14 protein-coding genes are annotated in these 14948 nt (G+C 69.1%); 8 read left to right on the forward strand and 6 right to left on the reverse strand.

Annotated features, from left to right (window positions below; translation table 11 throughout):
• Positions 1–24 precede the first annotated feature (24 nt).
• Entirely contained in the window at positions 25–693 is a 669-nt protein-coding gene (purN, locus tag ACWPN7_RS03145) for a phosphoribosylglycinamide formyltransferase (protein WP_459196652.1), read from the reverse strand.
• The gene (purM, locus tag ACWPN7_RS03150; protein ID WP_407824190.1) at positions 681–1715 is read right to left on the reverse strand and encodes a phosphoribosylformylglycinamidine cyclo-ligase; all 1035 of its coding nucleotides are present in this window, start codon (positions 1713–1715) and stop codon (positions 681–683) included. Before purM ends, purN begins: the two co-directional genes overlap by 13 nt.
• Before the next feature lie 156 nt (positions 1716–1871).
• On the opposite strand from purM, the gene ACWPN7_RS03155 reads away from it, so the two are divergent.
• From ACWPN7_RS03155 to ACWPN7_RS03175, 5 genes are all read left to right on the forward strand, one after another.
• Complete coding sequence (locus tag ACWPN7_RS03155; protein WP_459196653.1) at positions 1872–3326, forward strand: DUF2066 domain-containing protein; 1455 nt, start codon at positions 1872–1874, stop codon at positions 3324–3326.
• A 103-nt stretch (positions 3327–3429) separates the two neighbouring features.
• The gene (locus ACWPN7_RS03160) at positions 3430–3990 is read left to right on the forward strand and encodes a CDP-alcohol phosphatidyltransferase family protein (RefSeq protein ID WP_040134404.1); all 561 of its coding nucleotides are present in this window, start codon (positions 3430–3432) and stop codon (positions 3988–3990) included.
• On the forward strand, positions 3987–5051 hold the full coding sequence (locus tag ACWPN7_RS03165) for an AI-2E family transporter (RefSeq protein WP_040134403.1): 1065 nt from the start codon (positions 3987–3989) through the stop codon (positions 5049–5051). The genes ACWPN7_RS03160 and ACWPN7_RS03165 overlap by 4 nt, the downstream gene beginning before the upstream one ends.
• Positions 5048–5812: an HdaA/DnaA family protein gene (locus ACWPN7_RS03170; RefSeq protein ID WP_051658264.1), complete on the forward strand. Its 765-nt coding sequence runs from the start codon at positions 5048–5050 to the stop codon at positions 5810–5812. Before ACWPN7_RS03165 ends, ACWPN7_RS03170 begins: the two co-directional genes overlap by 4 nt.
• Positions 5751–6530 (forward strand): SDR family oxidoreductase, encoded by a 780-nt coding sequence (locus ACWPN7_RS03175; RefSeq protein WP_040134402.1) that lies wholly within the window; start codon positions 5751–5753, stop codon positions 6528–6530. The genes ACWPN7_RS03170 and ACWPN7_RS03175 overlap by 62 nt, the downstream gene beginning before the upstream one ends.
• A 78-nt stretch (positions 6531–6608) precedes the next feature.
• On the opposite strand, the gene ACWPN7_RS03180 is transcribed toward ACWPN7_RS03175, so the two are convergent.
• Both ACWPN7_RS03180 and ACWPN7_RS03185 read right to left on the reverse strand, forming a co-directional pair.
• Complete coding sequence (locus tag ACWPN7_RS03180; RefSeq protein ID WP_459196654.1) at positions 6609–7208, reverse strand: FMN-dependent NADH-azoreductase; 600 nt, start codon at positions 7206–7208, stop codon at positions 6609–6611.
• Between the two features lie 40 nt (positions 7209–7248).
• Complete coding sequence (locus tag ACWPN7_RS03185) at positions 7249–7731, reverse strand: DMT family transporter (RefSeq protein WP_040134400.1); 483 nt, start codon at positions 7729–7731, stop codon at positions 7249–7251.
• A 72-nt stretch (positions 7732–7803) separates the two neighbouring features.
• Here ACWPN7_RS03185 and ACWPN7_RS03190 point away from each other — a divergent pair, with 72 nt between their 5' ends.
• Positions 7804–8718 carry a LysR substrate-binding domain-containing protein gene (locus ACWPN7_RS03190; protein WP_459196655.1) on the forward strand — a complete coding sequence of 305 codons (915 nt, stop codon included), beginning with the start codon at positions 7804–7806 and terminating at the stop codon, positions 8716–8718.
• Positions 8719–8793: 75 nt separating this feature from the next.
• On the opposite strand, the gene ACWPN7_RS03195 is transcribed toward ACWPN7_RS03190, so the two are convergent.
• Together ACWPN7_RS03195 and ACWPN7_RS03200 are read right to left on the reverse strand one after the other, a co-directional pair.
• Entirely contained in the window at positions 8794–10392 is a 1599-nt protein-coding gene (locus tag ACWPN7_RS03195; protein ID WP_459196656.1) for a CYTH and CHAD domain-containing protein, read from the reverse strand.
• Between the two features lie 71 nt (positions 10393–10463).
• Positions 10464–10982, reverse strand: a complete 519-nt coding sequence (locus ACWPN7_RS03200) for a SixA phosphatase family protein (protein WP_040134398.1) — start codon at positions 10980–10982, stop codon at positions 10464–10466.
• A gap of 216 nt (positions 10983–11198) precedes the next feature.
• On the opposite strand from ACWPN7_RS03200, the gene ACWPN7_RS03205 reads away from it, so the two are divergent.
• A complete protein-coding gene (locus ACWPN7_RS03205) occupies positions 11199–13346 on the forward strand; it encodes an RNA degradosome polyphosphate kinase (RefSeq protein WP_040134397.1) in 2148 nt (715 codons plus the stop codon).
• A 19-nt stretch (positions 13347–13365) separates the two neighbouring features.
• On the forward strand, positions 13366–14919 hold the full coding sequence (locus tag ACWPN7_RS03210) for a Ppx/GppA phosphatase family protein (RefSeq protein WP_459196657.1): 1554 nt from the start codon (positions 13366–13368) through the stop codon (positions 14917–14919).
• The last annotated feature ends 29 nt before the right edge of the window (positions 14920–14948 follow it).

Raw genomic sequence — 14948 nt, forward strand, 5'->3', positions numbered from 1 at the left:
GGCCGATGGGCGCCTTTGGGGCGCTCAGGCCGGCGGGTTGATGAGCGTCGGCAGGTCCGCCGCCGGGCCTGACAGGGTCACACGGCCATTCTCGACACGGGCGCGGCCCTCGGCGATCAGGCGCAGCGCCTGGGGGTAGAGCCGGTGCTCGGCCTCCAGCACGCGGGCGGACAGCCGGTCGGCGTCGTCGCCGGGCGGGACCGGAACCGCGGCCTGGGCGATGATTGGCCCTTCGTCCATCTCCGTGCGCACGTAATGGACGGTGCAGCCGTGGAAGCGCACCCCGGCGTCCAGCGCCCGCTGGTGGGTGTCCAGCCCCTTGAAGGACGGCAGCAGCGACGGGTGGATGTTGATCATCCGGTCGTGCCAGCGCTCGACGAACCAGGGCGACAGCAGCCGCATGAAGCCGGCCAGACAGACCAGCTCGACCCCCGCCTCGCGCAGGCGCGCGTCCATGGCCTCTTCGAAGGCGCGCTTGTCGCCGGGGAAGTCGCGATGGCTGACCACGGCGACCGGGACCCCGGCGGCGGTGGCGCGCTCCAACCCGTAGGCGTCGGCCTTGTTGGAGAGCACCAGAGCGATCTCCGCCGGAAAGTCCGGGGCGGCGCAGGCGTCGATCAACGCCTGCAGATTGCTGCCGCGCCCGGAAATCAGGACTCCAACCTTCAGAGCGGTGGGCGTCAGGCCGACCATGCCGTGTCCATGCCGGTGACGGTGACGCGGGCGTCACCGTCCTTGACCGCATGCACGGTGCCGACGGTGAAGACCGTCTCGCCGCCCTGGGCCAGGATCTCGGTCGCCTGCTGCGCCTTGTCCGCCGGGACCACGACGACCATGCCGAGGCCGGTGTTGAAGGTGCGCGCCATGTCCAGCGGGGTCAGCCCGCCCGTCTTCATCAGCCAGTTGAAGACCGGCGGCAGCGGCCACGTGGACGCGTCGAGGGTGACGCCCAGCCCGTCCGGCAGGACGCGCGGGATGTTCTCGATCAGGCCGCCACCGGTGATGTGGGCCATCGCCCGCACCGTGCCGGCGCGCACCGCGGCCAGCGTGCTCTTCACATAGATGCGGGTCGGGGTCAGCAGCGCCTCGCCCAGCGTCTTCCCGGCGTCCCAGGGGCAGGGCGAGTCGTAGCCGAGGCCGGACTTTTCGACCAGCTTGCGGACCAGCGAATAGCCGTTGGAGTGCACGCCGGAGGAGGCGAGGCCGAGCACGACGTCGCCGTCCTGCACGGTGGCGCCGGTCAGCGCGTCCTTGCGCTCGACGGCACCGACCGAGAAGCCGGCGAGGTCGTAGTCGCCTTCGGCGTACATGCCCGGCATCTCCGCCGTCTCGCCGCCGACCAGCGCGCAGCCGGCCTGACGGCAGCCCTCCGCGATGCCGGCGACGATGGCGCGGCCCGCGGCGACGTCCAGCTTGCCCGTGGCGTAATAGTCGAGGAACAGCAGCGGCTCCGCGCCCTGAACGACGAGGTCGTTCACGCACATCGCCACGAGGTCGATGCCCACCGTGTCGTGACGGTTCGCCAGGATGGCGACCTTCAGCTTGGTGCCGACGCCGTCCGTGGTGGCGACCAGCAGCGGGTCGTGATACCCGGCCGCGCGCAGGTCGAACAGGGCGCCGAACCCGCCCAGCCCGGCGTCGGAGCCCGGGCGCGCGGTGGAACGGGCGAGCGGCTTGATCGCGTCAACGAGCGCGTTGCCCGCATCAATGTCCACGCCGGCCTGCTTGTAGGCGTCGGACGTGTTATTAGACTGGGTGCTGATGGTATCCTCGCTTGGGCTGAGCTATATACCTGGGCCACCTGAACCGGGTCATTTTGGGCCGGGTCATAAGGGAACGGGCCGAACATACTCGAATCGGAAGGCTTTGCAATGCTCCACCGCCGCCATGCGCCGCTGTTTGCGGGCTTCGCCGCCATCACCGTGGCCCTGGCCGTTCCGGCCGGCCCCGTGGACGCGCAGGTGACCGGCGCCGCTCCACCCGCGGTGGCGGCGCCCATGGCCGTTCCGGGGGCAAGTCCCGGAACGGCGCCCGCAGCGGTTCCGGCGGCGGACCCCTTCACCGTGTTGGGCGTGAAGGTGGACGTCAGCGCCGCCAACGCCAACGCCGCCCGCGATCAGGCGATCCGCGACGCGCAGGTGAAGGCCTGGGCGGAGCTGTACAAGCGCCTCGTCCCCACCGCCAGCAGCGTGCCGCGGGTGTCGGACATCGAACTCGCCCGGCTGGTCCAGGGCTTCGAGATCGACGACGAGAAGGTGTCGGCCACGCGCTATGTGGGCAGCATCACCGTGCGCTTCCGCCCCAACCCGGTGCGCGAGACGCTGGCCGGCGGTGGCCAGCAGTATGTCGAGCCGCCGGCCCGGCCCTACGTGATCCTGCCGGTCACCGTCGTGGACGGGCGCCCCGTCCTGTGGGAGGACCGCACCGACTGGCGCGAGGCCTGGGAGGGCCGTTCGGCCGGCGCCTCGCTGGTGCCCCTCGTCGTTCCGGACGGCGAGTTGGCCGACATCTCCGCCATCGGCGTGAACGAGGCGCTGTCCGGCGATCCCGAGGCGCTGGCCCGCATTGCCCAGCGCTACAACGCCGGCGGCGTGGTCGTCGCCAAGACCGACCTGCCGGCGGGCGGTCTGGATCTCGGCCGTCCGCTCGCGGTCGAGGTGACCCACTACACCCCCGACGGCGCGCGAGACCAGCAGACGGTCAACGTAAAGGCCGACATGGCCGACCGGGCCGGCGACTTCCTGACCCGCGCGACGACCTTCGTGTCGGCCGCCATCGACGAATCCTACCGCCGCGACAACACCGTGGCGAGCGGGCCGGAGCAGTCGACGCTGGTGCGAGTGCCGCTGGCCAGCCTCAACGACTGGGTGGAGACGCGCAAGCGGCTGGGCATGGTCAACGCCGTCACCCGCACCGACGTGCTGTCGATCAGCCGTTACGAGGCGCTGGTCGCGCTGACCCACCGCGGCGACGTGGAGCGGCTGCGCCAGGCGCTGGCCCGCCGCGACCTCGGCCTCGCCCGCACCGGGGCGGTCGCAGCACCGATGCCGGCTCCTGTTCCGGGCCAGCCGCTTCCGCCGGTCGCGCCCACGCCGGAATGGCAGCTCCAGGTGTTGGCGAAGGGCGCCGGGGCGTCGTCCCTGGCGCAGCCCGCCGCGGCGTCTCCGGCATCCGTCCCGGTGACTCCGTCCGCCTTCTCGCCGGCCACCGCCGCGCCGTCGGCCTATCCCGGCGTGGCGCCGGCTCCGGTCGGCGCACCGCAGTCGGCACCGGGGGCGCCGCCGCGCATTCTGGGCACGCTGCCGGCTGGCACGGCGCGCCAGTGACAGCTGAGGGCGTGACGGTCGAGGGCGTGACGGCGTTACAGACGGGCCGGAACCGGCCCTTGACGGGGCGTCGGCGCAAGGGACAACGGCAGAAGGCACAACGGTGAGCATCCCGAACATCATCACCTTCGGCCGCATCCTGGTGGTGCCGGTCGCCGTCTACTTCATCCTGGCCGGGGAGCTGGGGGTCGCCTTCTGGCTGTTCGTCGGGGCGGGGGTGTCCGACGCCGTGGACGGCGCCGTGGCCCGCATGTTCCGCGCCCGCACGGTGCTCGGCGCCTATCTCGACCCGATCGCCGACAAGGCGCTGCTGGTCAGCGTCTACGTCTCGCTGGGCCACATCGGCGTGCTGCCGCTGTGGCTGGTCATCCTGGTCGTGTTCCGCGACCTGATGATCGTCGGCGGGGTGATGCTGCTCTACACGCTGAAGGAGTCGCTGGCGATGCAGCCGCTCTATGTCAGCAAGATCAACACGGCGGTGCAGCTTGCGCTGGCGGCGGCGGTGCTGGCCCCGGCGGGGCTGGGGCTGCCCGACTTCCACCTGTTCGGGCGGGAGCTGGTGCCCCTGCTGATCTGGGTCTGCGCCGGAACCACGGTGCTGTCGGGGCTGGCCTACGTCTACCGCGGCGGCCTTCTGTTCAGCCGGCACGGAGGGGTGCCGTGACGGCGGGCAAGCAGATCCGCTTCTGGCTGATCGGCCTTGGCCTGTTCGTCCTGGTTCTGTGGCTTCTGTCGGGCATGCTGCTGCCCTTCGTGGTGGGGTTGGCGGTCGCCTATCTGCTCGATCCGGTGGTCGACCGGGTGGAGCGCTGGCGCCTGCCGCGCTGGCTGGCGACGACTCTGGTGCTGCTGTCCTTCGTCCTGGTTCTGGTGCTGATGGTCCTGCTGCTGCTGCCGCTGGTGCAGTCGCAGGTGTCCCACCTGATCGAGGTGCTTCCCAACTACGCCAACGCCGCGCGAGACCGGCTGCTGCCGATGCTCGACCGGCTGATCCACCGCCTGTCGCCGGAGGATGTCGAGCGGCTGCGTGGTGCTGCCGGCAACTACGCCGGGGACGTCGTCGGCTGGGTCGGCAAGGTGCTGAAGCACATCCTGTCCAGCGGGCTGGCGCTGTTCGACGTGTTGTCGGTGATGTTCATCACGCCCATCGTCGCCTTCTACCTGATGCGCGACTGGGACATCCTGGTCGCCAAGGTGAACGGCTGGCTGCCCCTGCACCACGCCGCGACGATTCGGGAGCAGGCGCGCGAGGTCGACGAGACGCTGGCTGGATTCGTCCGCGGGCAGGCGCTGGTCTGCCTCGTACTGGGCGTGTTCTACGCGGTGGCGCTGTCGCTGGCGGGGCTGGACTTCGGGCTGGTGATCGGGCTGATGGCGGGGCTTTTGTCCTTCATCCCCTATGTCGGCTCGCTCTTTGGATTCGTGTCGAGCACCGGGCTGGCCCTGCTGCAGTTCGACGACCCATGGCGAGTCGCCATCGTCATTGCGATCTTTCTGTTCGGGCAGGCGGTGGAGGGCAACGTCCTGACTCCGAAGCTGGTGGGCGACAAGGTCGGGCTGCATGCGGTCTGGGTGATCTTCGCCCTGCTGGCCGGCGGGTCGCTGTTCGGCTTCGTCGGCGTCCTGCTGGCGGTTCCGGTGGCGGCGGTGATCGGAGTGCTGACACGCTTCGCGTTGGGGCGCTATCTTGAGAGCCCCTACTACCGTGGTACCCCCTCTTCATGACACTGGCGGCCCAGATACCGCTCGACCTCGGACACCGCGCCGCCATGGGCTGCGAGGATTTCCTCGTGGCGCCCAGCAACGGCGAGGCGGTGGCGTGGCTCGACCGCTGGCCGTCCTGGCCGGCGCCGGCCCTGACGCTGTACGGGCCGGACGGTTGCGGCAAGACGCATCTGGGCCATGTCTGGCGGGCGCGCAGCCACGCTCCCATCGCCCTGGGCGAGGCGCTCGACCAGATCGACCCGCACGCCCTGCTGGCCCGCGCCAACGCCGTGGTGGTGGAGGACGCGGACCGGGTGGCCGGCGCCCCGGCGCGGGAGGAGGCGCTGTTCCATCTCTACAACCTCGCCCGCGACTCGGGCGGGCATCTGCTCCTGCTGTCGCGCCGCCCGCCGTCGCGCTGGCGGATGAAGCTGGCCGACCTGCGCTCCCGCATTAAGGCGGCTCCCGCGGTGGGGGTGGAGGCGCCGGACGACGCCCTGCTCGCCGCCGTGCTGGTCAAGCTGTTCGCCGACCGGCAGTTGCGGCCGGGCATGGACCTCATCACCTACCTGCTGACCCGGATGGAACGGTCGCTGGAGGCGGCGGGGCGGGTGGTCGCGGCGCTTGACCGCGCCTCGCTGGCCGCGCACCGTCCTCTGACCGTGCCGCTGGCCCGCGAGGTGCTGGCCGGTCTGGAGGCCGGGAAGGGAGGAGACGAGGATGGATCTGGGAATCGCCGGACGCCGCGCCATCGTGTGCGCAGCCAGCAAGGGACTGGGTAAGGCCTGCGCCCTGGCGCTGGCGCGCGAGGGGGTGGCGGTCACCATCACCGCCCGCGGCCGCGACCTGCTGGAGGCTGCCGCCGAGGAGATCCGCAAGGAGACCGGCGCCACCGTGACCACCGCCGTCGGCGATATCGCTACGGAGGAGGGGCGCGCCGCCGCGCTGGCCGCCTGTCCGGAGCCGGACATCCTTGTCAACAACGCGGGCGGCCCGCCGCCGGGCGATTTCCGCAACTGGGAACGCGATGACTGGGTCCGCGCCGTCGAGGCCAACATGCTGGCCCCGATCTTCCTCATCAAGGCGACGGTGGACGGCATGATCGGCCGCCGCTTCGGGCGGATCGTCAACGTCACCTCGGCGGCGGTGAAGGCGCCGATTCCGATCCTCGGCCTGTCCAACGGGGCGCGGGCGGGGCTGACCGGCTTCGTCGCCGGGCTGTCGCGCCAGACCGTGCGTCACAACGTGACGATCAACAACCTGTTGCCGGGCCCCTTCGAGACCGACCGCCTGCGCACCACCATGGAGGGCGGGGCCAAGGCCAACAACCGCAGCCTGGACGAGGAGATGGACCTTCGCCGTGCCGACAACCCGTCGGGCCGGTTCGGCGACCCGGCGGAGTTCGGTGCGGCCTGCGCCTTCCTCTGCTCGGCTCACGCCGGCTTCATGACCGGGCAGAACGTCCTGCTGGACGGGGGTGCCTACGCGGGGACGCTGTAGGCGACAGGTCGAGGATTCCGATGGGTTCTGTCCGACTGCCATCCCAGGGCCGTCGGACAGGCCCCGGCAAAGCGCCCGTTAGAAATCGCAACACGGATCGAGGGCCGATAGGGCCTCGAACGCGGCCTGCATGCCGCTTTCCCTGTGCGCATCGCTGATGGCGAGACCTTCCGCGACGATCACATCGAGCCTCGTCACGCCGATGAACGCGAACATCGACCGAAGGTAGGCTTCGGCGTGTTCGGACGACGCCAGGGACATGACCTGTCGATACTGACCGCCCCGCGCCACGGCAAGGATCACCCGCTTGTCCTGCGCCAATCCTTCCGAGCCGTTCTCTGTGTAGCGGAACGTCTTCCCCGCTATGACGATCCGGTCGATCCACGCCTTGAGCTGGCTGGAAATGGTCAGGTTGTAGAGCGCGACGCCGATGACGATGACATCGGCATTGATGAACTCGTCCAAAAGATTTTCACCAAACGCGATCTCGTCCATCACGGCCGGGGACGCCGCCAGATGATCGCCGGTCAGATGTGGAACGGGAACAGCGACCAGATCACGATGGATGATGTCGATCGCGGGATTGTGTTCCTTCAATCGTTGGACGGTGGCTCTGGACAGCATGCGGCTTACGGATTGCTCACCGAGAATGCTGGAGTCGATATGAAGCAGTTTCATGGGTGATCTTTCTTGAAATGTTGGCGAGAGCGTCGTGCCGTCATGAACCGGCGGGCGGCTTCACACCGAGTCCCGGCAACTGCATCACGATCAGCCCGAGAAAAATCAGGCCAAGACCGGCAAGACGCGACAGGGCGACGGGCTTTCGAGGCAGGCCGACAAGACCCCAGTGGTCGATGATGATCGACGCCAGCATTTGCCCGGCGATGGCCGCCATGATGAAGCCGGCGGCGCCAAGTTTCGGCGCAAGCATGAGCGCGCCGGTAATGTAGGCGACGCCGACAACACCGCCGATCCATACCCAGCGGGGGGCTTGCGCCAGAGTCGAGAGGGTCGGCGCTTCCACCTTCGCCAACGCCAGAACGGGCAGGATGCAGGCGAAGCTGACGCACAGGGATACGACCGTCCCCCACAGGGGATGACCGAGCGTCCGTCCCAGGACGGCGTTGGCTCCGGCCTGAAACGGTACAACCGCACCAGTGATGACCGCGGCCAGGATGAGAAACAGCGCATTGGTTTGCATGGTTGAGCCTCCATGCGTCACCAGATGACGCATTCACTTCATGGATGGAAATTCTTATGTAATATCTTGCTCATGCACGACATGAATACCCTTCGTGGCATCGACCTCAACCTGCTGGTGGTCCTCGATGCACTGCTGGCCGAGCGGCATGTGTCGCGCACGGCATCCCGGCTGAACATGAGCCAGCCGGCGGTCAGCCACGCGCTCGGGCGTCTGCGGCATCTGTTCGATGACCCCCTGTTGATACGCCGCGACGGGCAGTTCGTGCTGAGCGCAAGGGCGCTTGAAATAGCTCCGGTGTTGACCGAAGCCCTGCGGCAGGTGCGGGAGGTTCTAGGGCCGGGAGGCTTCGACCCAGCCAAGGAAAAACGGACGTTTCGCCTTGCGATGTCGGATTACGGCTCCGCAGTCGTCCTTCCCGGTTTGCTGAAGAGGCTGCGCCTCGAAGCGCCGGGAATCGACGTGGTGATAACCCAATCGAGCCGAGAAACGATGCTTCGGCAGGTGTTGGACGGGGACTGCGATCTGGCGGTCGGCGTGTTTCCCGATCTTCCCGAGCGGATCGAAGCGGAGCAGCTTTTCGTCGAGCACTTTGCATGCCTTGCGGATCGGGAGAGGATGGCGAGCCATGACCGTCTGGATATTGGAGCCTACCTTGCCCGGCCACACATGCTCGTCGCGCTGAAGGACGAAGCAAACACCGAGATCGACGCGGCCTTGCGCGCCGTCGGCCACACGCGCCGCATCGCTGTCACGCTGCCGCATTGGGGAAATGCGCCACGGCTGATCCAAGGGACAGACCTCGTTCTGACCGTGGCCCGGAAAGCCCTTGCGCTCTGTGAGCATGACCCGGTCGTCGTCGTCTTCGAGCCGCCGTTTCCGATACCGTCATTTCCCTTCGTTCAGGTTTGGCATGAACGGCGCGGCGGCGATCCCGCGCACCTGTGGCTGCGCAACGCGGTCGCGGGCGTGTCGATATCCGTGTAGTTGGTAGCTATCCAACGTCGGGGCTGCCCACGCACGTGTGCGAAGCGGGGGAGGGCTAGGGTGGGGGCAAGACCGTCACCAGAACACCGGCTTGTCGCGGAACGCCTTCCACAACCCCGGCAGTGCCTTGCGGCGCTTGTCGGCCTGCTTGGCGAGCCAGCGGGTGGTCCCTTCGGCAGCGGGCCGCTGCTCCGGCCGCTCCGCCGACAGGCCGCGCAGACGATCGCCGGCCACCGCGGCGTCGTGCTCGGCGTCCAGCGCGCCCAACAGGGCGTCCAGCGCGGCGATGAAGGGCACCGTTGCGGTTTCGGCGTAGAGGCCACGGAAAAACTCCGCCGTGTGGCGCAGTTTGCGCAGGCGGCGGCGCAGCCGGTCGCGCGCCGCGGCGTCGGCACCGTCCAGGTCGCGCCCCGCCTTCAATGCTCCGGCCCTCAGGGCCTTGGCGTGCTGGGCGGCCAGCCAGGGGCCGGACAGCTCGGCCATCGGGCGGTCGAGCTGGGCGCGGACCTCCGGCGCGGCGCCGGACTGCCACGCCCCGTCCTCCAGCCAGGCGCCGAGGGCCAGGATCAGCCCAGTGCAGCGCGGCGACTGGATCGCTTCCACCGCCGCCAGCGCGGGTGCACGACGGGCTTCCCGAACCGCAGCGGTCAGCGCGGCGATTCCGTCAGCGGGGGCTTTCTCCGTCGCGGCGAAGGGCATGATCCCATGGGACAGCAGCACGTCCCAATCGCGCGCCGGGCCAAGTTGACGGGAGAACCAGCGGATGTCGTTCCCGGCTCGGCAGGCGTCCGGCGCCCCGGCGAGGGGGCGAAACAGGCGGATCGCGGTGCGCAGGCGGCGCAGCGCGACGCGCATCTGATGCAGCCCCTCGACGTCGCCGCCGGCCAGGGCGCAGGCTTCGTTGGCGAGCAGCAGGCGCAGACCGTGCCGCAGGATGTGGCGGTAGGCCTCGGCCACCGTGGTGACCGGGGTGAGGCCCAGCGGCTCCGGCAGGACGGGAGCGGGCAGGCGCCCGGTGACGAGACGGTCGCCGATCTCCGCCTTGCTCTCCGTCCCGATGCGCACCGGCACCCGGCGCTGGAGCGTCAGCGCGATGTCGAACAGGCGGCCGATGCGGCCCGACTTCAGCTCAAGCTCGACCTCGCTGATCCGGGCGCAGGCGTTGCCGGCGGTGATCTGGCCGTCGTCCACCGCCACCTCGATGGAGGTCCGGGCGTCCGGGCGGACGAGCAGGGTGGTGCGCCGGAACTCCGTCGTGAACTGCGGAACCAGCGCCGCCCGCGCGTTCTCCGGCACCAGGGCGGCCACGCCCTCGGCGTCGAGGGGCGTCATGTCGGGGGCGGCCGTGGGGATGGTCCAGTCCCATTTCTTGCGGATGGCCACCGCGGCCGAATCGCCGGGGGTGGCGGCGTTGATGGTCTTCAGCGTCTGGACGAAGCGGTCGCCGTCCTGCCGCACCCGCAGGGCCACGCCCCCCAGGAACAGCCGCCGGTCCGGCGTGTCATAATAGACGGTGCGCAGGTCGCGGACGGCCGGCGCGCCCTCCGCCTTCTCCTTCAGCGCGGGCAGGTCGGCAACGCGGGACAGATCGCGCGGATCGAGATGGAGCTTCATCTCCACCTCGCGCACGGCGGAGACCGCGGTGGGTGCGGCATTCTGGGGCGCGGAAGACACGGGGGGCGACTCCTGCTCGGTTCCGGGCCTGCTCTGTTAAGGGTTGAAATACCCCATTTGGCAAAAGGGCGTTAAGAGAGTTTCCGCGGCAGGATGAAATCGGCCAGCCGTCCCGCCCCGCTGTCCAGGTCGGCCCAGCGGGCCGCTTCGAACAGAATGACGGCGCAGGCACCGGTCGGAAACTTCTCCGCCAGCGCCGCGCGGTGCCGCTCGTCGCCGCTGCCGGTCAGCTCGCGGGCGAGGTCGTGGAGGTCCGGGTTGTGGGCGACCAGCATCAGCGATGACGCGGAGTCGGGCGCGTCGCGCAGCCGTTCCAGAAGCACCCCGGCGCCGCACAGGTAGAGGCCGCGCTCGCGCTCCACCGGGATGTCCGGCGCGTCCATCACCTCCAGCAGACGGTCGGCGGTGTCCGCCGCGCGCCGGGCGGTCGAGCACAGCACCAGCCCAATGCGCGCGCCCCGGTCCTTCAGCTCGTGCCCGACCAGCCGGGCCGCCTTCCTGCCCCGCGGCGCCAGCGGGCGGTCGTGGTCGTCCAGGGAGGGATCGTCCCACGCGGACTTGCCATGGCGCATGAGATACAGGGTCTTCATCGAGGCGGTCCCTTCCTGTCCGGATCGCGGTCCGGCGGGATGCGCCGGGGGTGCGACTGTTTTCGCAGCGGTATTATCGTGACGGCAGTATTATGCTGTCTGACTCAAAACCGTAACGTAGTTGGGGTAGGTTGCTTGGCCCGCCGACCGCGGCGGGCGGTCCGGCCCGACCGGACTGTAGCGGCACCACCCATCACGCAAAAGCCCGAGGCTGCTGTGACCGAACTTCAGGACTTGGAAGCGACCTGCATCGAAGCGGACGCGCCGGAGCGCTTCATCAACCGCGAACTGTCGTGGCTGGCCTTCAACCAGCGCGTCCTGGATGAGGCGTCCAACCCGAACCACCCGCTGCTCGAGCGGCTGAGGTTCCTGTCGATTTCGTCCAGCAACCTCGACGAATTCTACATGGTCCGCGTCGCCGGCCTGAAAGGGCAGGTGGCCGCGGGGGTGAAGACCCCCAGCGCCGAGAACCTGACCCCGGCCCAGCAGCTCACCGCGGTGAACCAGCGCATCGTCGAGCTGATGAACGCGCAGCAGACCATGTGGCGCAGCCTGAAGCAGGATCTGCGCGAGGCCGGCATCATGGTGGTCGACGCCGAGGACCTGACCGAGGGGGAGAAGGACTGGCTGGAGGCCAAGTTCCTCGACGACATCTTCCCGATACTGACCCCCATCGCCGTGGACCCGGCGCACCCGTTCCCCTTCCTGCCCAACCTGGGCTTCTCGCTGGCGCTGCAACTGCATGAGCCGGTGAAGGGGCGGCATCTCGACGCGCTGGTCCCGCTGCCGGCGCAGCTCGACCGCTTCATCCGCCTGCCGGGATCGGAAATCCGCTTCATCCAGCTGGAAAAGCTGGTGATGCTGTTCATCGACCGCCTCTTCCCGCCGTTCCAGGTCAAGGCGCACGGCGTCTTCCGCGTCCTGCGCGACAGCGAGATGGAGATCGAGGAGGAGGCGGAGGATCTGGTCCGCACCTTCGAGAGCGCGCTGAAGCGCCGCCGCCGCGGCAGCGTCATCCGGCTGGCCACCGACGCCGGCATGGCCGCCGACCTGCGCGAGTTCCTGCGCCACGAGCTGCGCGTGTCGAACGACGACGTGTTCGTCCTGGACGGGCTGATCGGCTTGTCGGACACCCGCCAGCTGATCGTCGACGAGCGGCCCGATCTGGTCTTCCGCCCCTTCAACGCCCGCTTCCCGGAGCGCATCCGCGACTTCGGCGGCGACTGCTTCGCGGCCATCCGCGACAAGGACATCGTCGTCCACCACCCCTACGAGAGCTTCGACGTGGTGGTGCAGTTCATCCGGCAGGCGGCGCGCGACCCGCAGGTGGTCGCCATCAAGCAGACGCTCTACCGCACCAGCAAGGACAGTCCGATCGTCGCCGCGCTGATCGAGGCGGCGGAGGCCGGCAAGTCGGTGACCGCCTTGGTCGAGCTGAAGGCCCGCTTCGACGAGGAGGCCAACATCCGCTGGGCGCGCGACCTGGAGCGCGCCGGCGCCCAGGTCGTCTACGGCTTCGTCGATCTGAAGACGCACGCCAAGGTGTCGCTGGTGGTGCGGCGCGAGAACAAGGCGCTGCGCAGCTACGTCCATTTCGGGACGGGCAACTACCACCCGATCACGGCGAAGGTCTACACCGACCTGTCCTTCTTCACCTGCGACCCGGCGCTCTGCCACGACGCGGCGGTGATGTTCAACTACATGACCGGCTACGCCACGCCGAAGCTGTTGGAGAAGATCGCCATCGCCCCGATCACGCTGCGCCAGAAACTGGGCCAGCTGATCGACGCGGAGGTCGCCAACGCCGCCGCCGGCAAGCCCGCCCACATCTGGGTGAAGCTGAACTCCCTGGTCGATTCGGAGATCATCGACCGGCTCTACAAGGCGTCGCAGAAGGGCGTGCAGATCGACATGGTGATCCGCGGCATCTGCTGCCTGCGCCCCGGCGTCAAGGGACTCTCGGAGAACATCCGGGTGCGCAGCATCGTCGGGCGCTTCCTGGAGCACGGGCGCGTGATCTGCTTCGCCAACGGCCAAGCGCTGCCCAGCCCGCAGGCCAAGGTCTTCATCTCCTCCGCCGACTGGATGACGCGCAACCTGGACCGCCGCATCGAGACGCTGGTGCCCATCGAGAACCCGACGGTGCACGAGCAGGTTTTGGACCAGATCATGGTCGCCAACCTGAAGGACGAGGCGAACACCTGGAAACTCGGCCCGGATGGCGTTTATCATCGGGTGGAGGCTGGTCCGGACGCGTTCAGCGCCCATAACTATTTCATGACGAACCCCAGCCTGTCGGGCCGCGGCAGCGCGCTCAGCAGCAAAAAGACGCCGCCGCGGTTGAAGCTGCGTACGGTCATCTGATTGAGGACATCGGTTGCTTATGACGCCGGCGCAGGAACACACGGTCTCTACCAAGGCCATCGAGAAGGTCGCCGACAGGGGCGAGCGGATCGCGGTCATCGACATCGGGTCCAACTCGATCCGGCTCGTCGTCTATGACGCTCTGAAGCGGTCGCCCCTGCCGGTCTTCAACGAAAAGGTCCTGTGCGGGCTCGGCCGCGGGGTGGAGAAGACCGGCTGCCTGAACCCGGACGGCGTGATCCAGGGCCTGGAGGCCCTGGAACGCTTCGCCCTGCTGGTCGGGGGCATGCGCGTCGGGCGGCTGGACGTCATCGCCACGGCGGCGGTGCGCGACGCCACGGACGGTCCGGCCTTCATCCAGCGGGTGAAGGACCGCACCGGCCTCGACGTCAGCGTCATCAGCGGCGAGGAGGAGGCGCGGCTGTCCGCCATGGGCGTGCTGTCCGGTACCCCCGCCGCCGATGGGCTGGTCGGCGACCTCGGCGGCGGCAGCCTGGAGCTGGTGCGGCTGGAACGCGGCGTGATCGGCGAGCATCTGACGATGCCGCTGGGGCCGTTGCGCCTGATGGAGCTGAACCCCGCCAAGCCGAACGGGCTGGTTCGCGCCATCGACCAGCATCTGGAGAAGCTGGACTGGCTGGCCCAGATGCGCGGCAAGCCCTTCTACCCGGTGGGCGGCGGCTGGCGGGCCCTGGCCAAGCTGCACATGGAGCATGTGAAGCACCCGCTGCACATCATCCATCACTACACGGTGCCCTTCGCCGAGGCGCGGGACTTCGCGGCGTTGATCGCCAAGCAGAGCCGGTCCTCGCTGGAGAAGATGTCCGGCTCCCGCCGCCGCATCGACACGCTGCCCTACGCGGCGCTGGTGTTCGAGCGGCTGCTGCGGATGGTCCAGCCGTCCAGCGTGGTGTTCTCGGCCTTCGGGTTGCGGGAAGGGCACCTGTACGCGCTGCTCGATCCCGAGGCGCAGCGGCAGGACCCGCTGATCGCCGCGGTGGAGGATTGGGCGCAGCGCTTTGTCCGCATCGGCGATCCGGCCCTTCTGGTGTCCTGGACCGGCAACCTCTTCGCCGGGGAGGACGACGCGGCCCTGCGGCTGCGGCAAGCCGCCTGCCTGTTGAGCGACGTGGGCTGGGCCGAGCATCCCGATTACCGGGCGGAGCACGCCTGTCTGCGCATCCTGCGCTACCCCTTCCCCGGCATCGACCATGACGAGCGGGCCTTCCTGGCGCTGGCCGTCTACGCCCGCTACGCCGGCTCCATCGACGGTCCGGGCACGCCCAACGCGGTGACCGCGGGTCCACGGTCGCTCCTCAGCGACGCCCAGGCGCGCAAGGCGCTGGTTCTGGGGCTGGCGCTGCGGCTGGCCCACACGCTGACCGGCGGGGCCACCGCGCTGCTGCAGCGCACGGCGCTGAAGGTGTCGGGGGAGCGGCTGGTGCTGTCCCTGCCGGACGACTTCAGCGTACCGGCCGGCGAGACGGTGCAGCGACGCCTTGACGCGCTGGCGAAGGCGCTGAACCGCAAGGGCGAGATTGTGCCGCCGGCTAGGCCGCAAGCGGCGGAGTAGAGGTTTTTTACCCCTCTCCCGGGGCGGGA

This window comes from Azospirillum sp. UENF 312511, assembly GCF_058780635.1.

Excerpts from the sequence above, each read along its gene's own strand:
- ACWPN7_RS03155 (WP_459196653.1), top strand. The coding sequence starts at position 1,872 with ATGCTCCACCGCCGCCATGCGCCGCTGTTTGCGGGCTTCGCCGCCATC.
- purN (WP_459196652.1), bottom strand. The coding sequence starts at position 693 with ATGGTCGGCCTGACGCCCACCGCTCTGAAGGTTGGAGTCCTGATTTCC.
- ACWPN7_RS03185 (WP_040134400.1), bottom strand. The coding sequence starts at position 7,731 with ATGCAAACCAATGCGCTGTTTCTCATCCTGGCCGCGGTCATCACTGGT.
- ACWPN7_RS03210 (WP_459196657.1), top strand. The coding sequence starts at position 13,366 with ATGACGCCGGCGCAGGAACACACGGTCTCTACCAAGGCCATCGAGAAG.
- ACWPN7_RS03200 (WP_040134398.1), bottom strand. The coding sequence starts at position 10,982 with ATGAAGACCCTGTATCTCATGCGCCATGGCAAGTCCGCGTGGGACGAT.
- ACWPN7_RS03180 (WP_459196654.1), bottom strand. The coding sequence starts at position 7,208 with ATGAAACTGCTTCATATCGACTCCAGCATTCTCGGTGAGCAATCCGTA.
- ACWPN7_RS03175 (WP_040134402.1), top strand. The coding sequence starts at position 5,751 with ATGGATCTGGGAATCGCCGGACGCCGCGCCATCGTGTGCGCAGCCAGC.
- ACWPN7_RS03190 (WP_459196655.1), top strand. The coding sequence starts at position 7,804 with ATGCACGACATGAATACCCTTCGTGGCATCGACCTCAACCTGCTGGTG.
- ACWPN7_RS03170 (WP_051658264.1), top strand. The coding sequence starts at position 5,048 with ATGACACTGGCGGCCCAGATACCGCTCGACCTCGGACACCGCGCCGCC.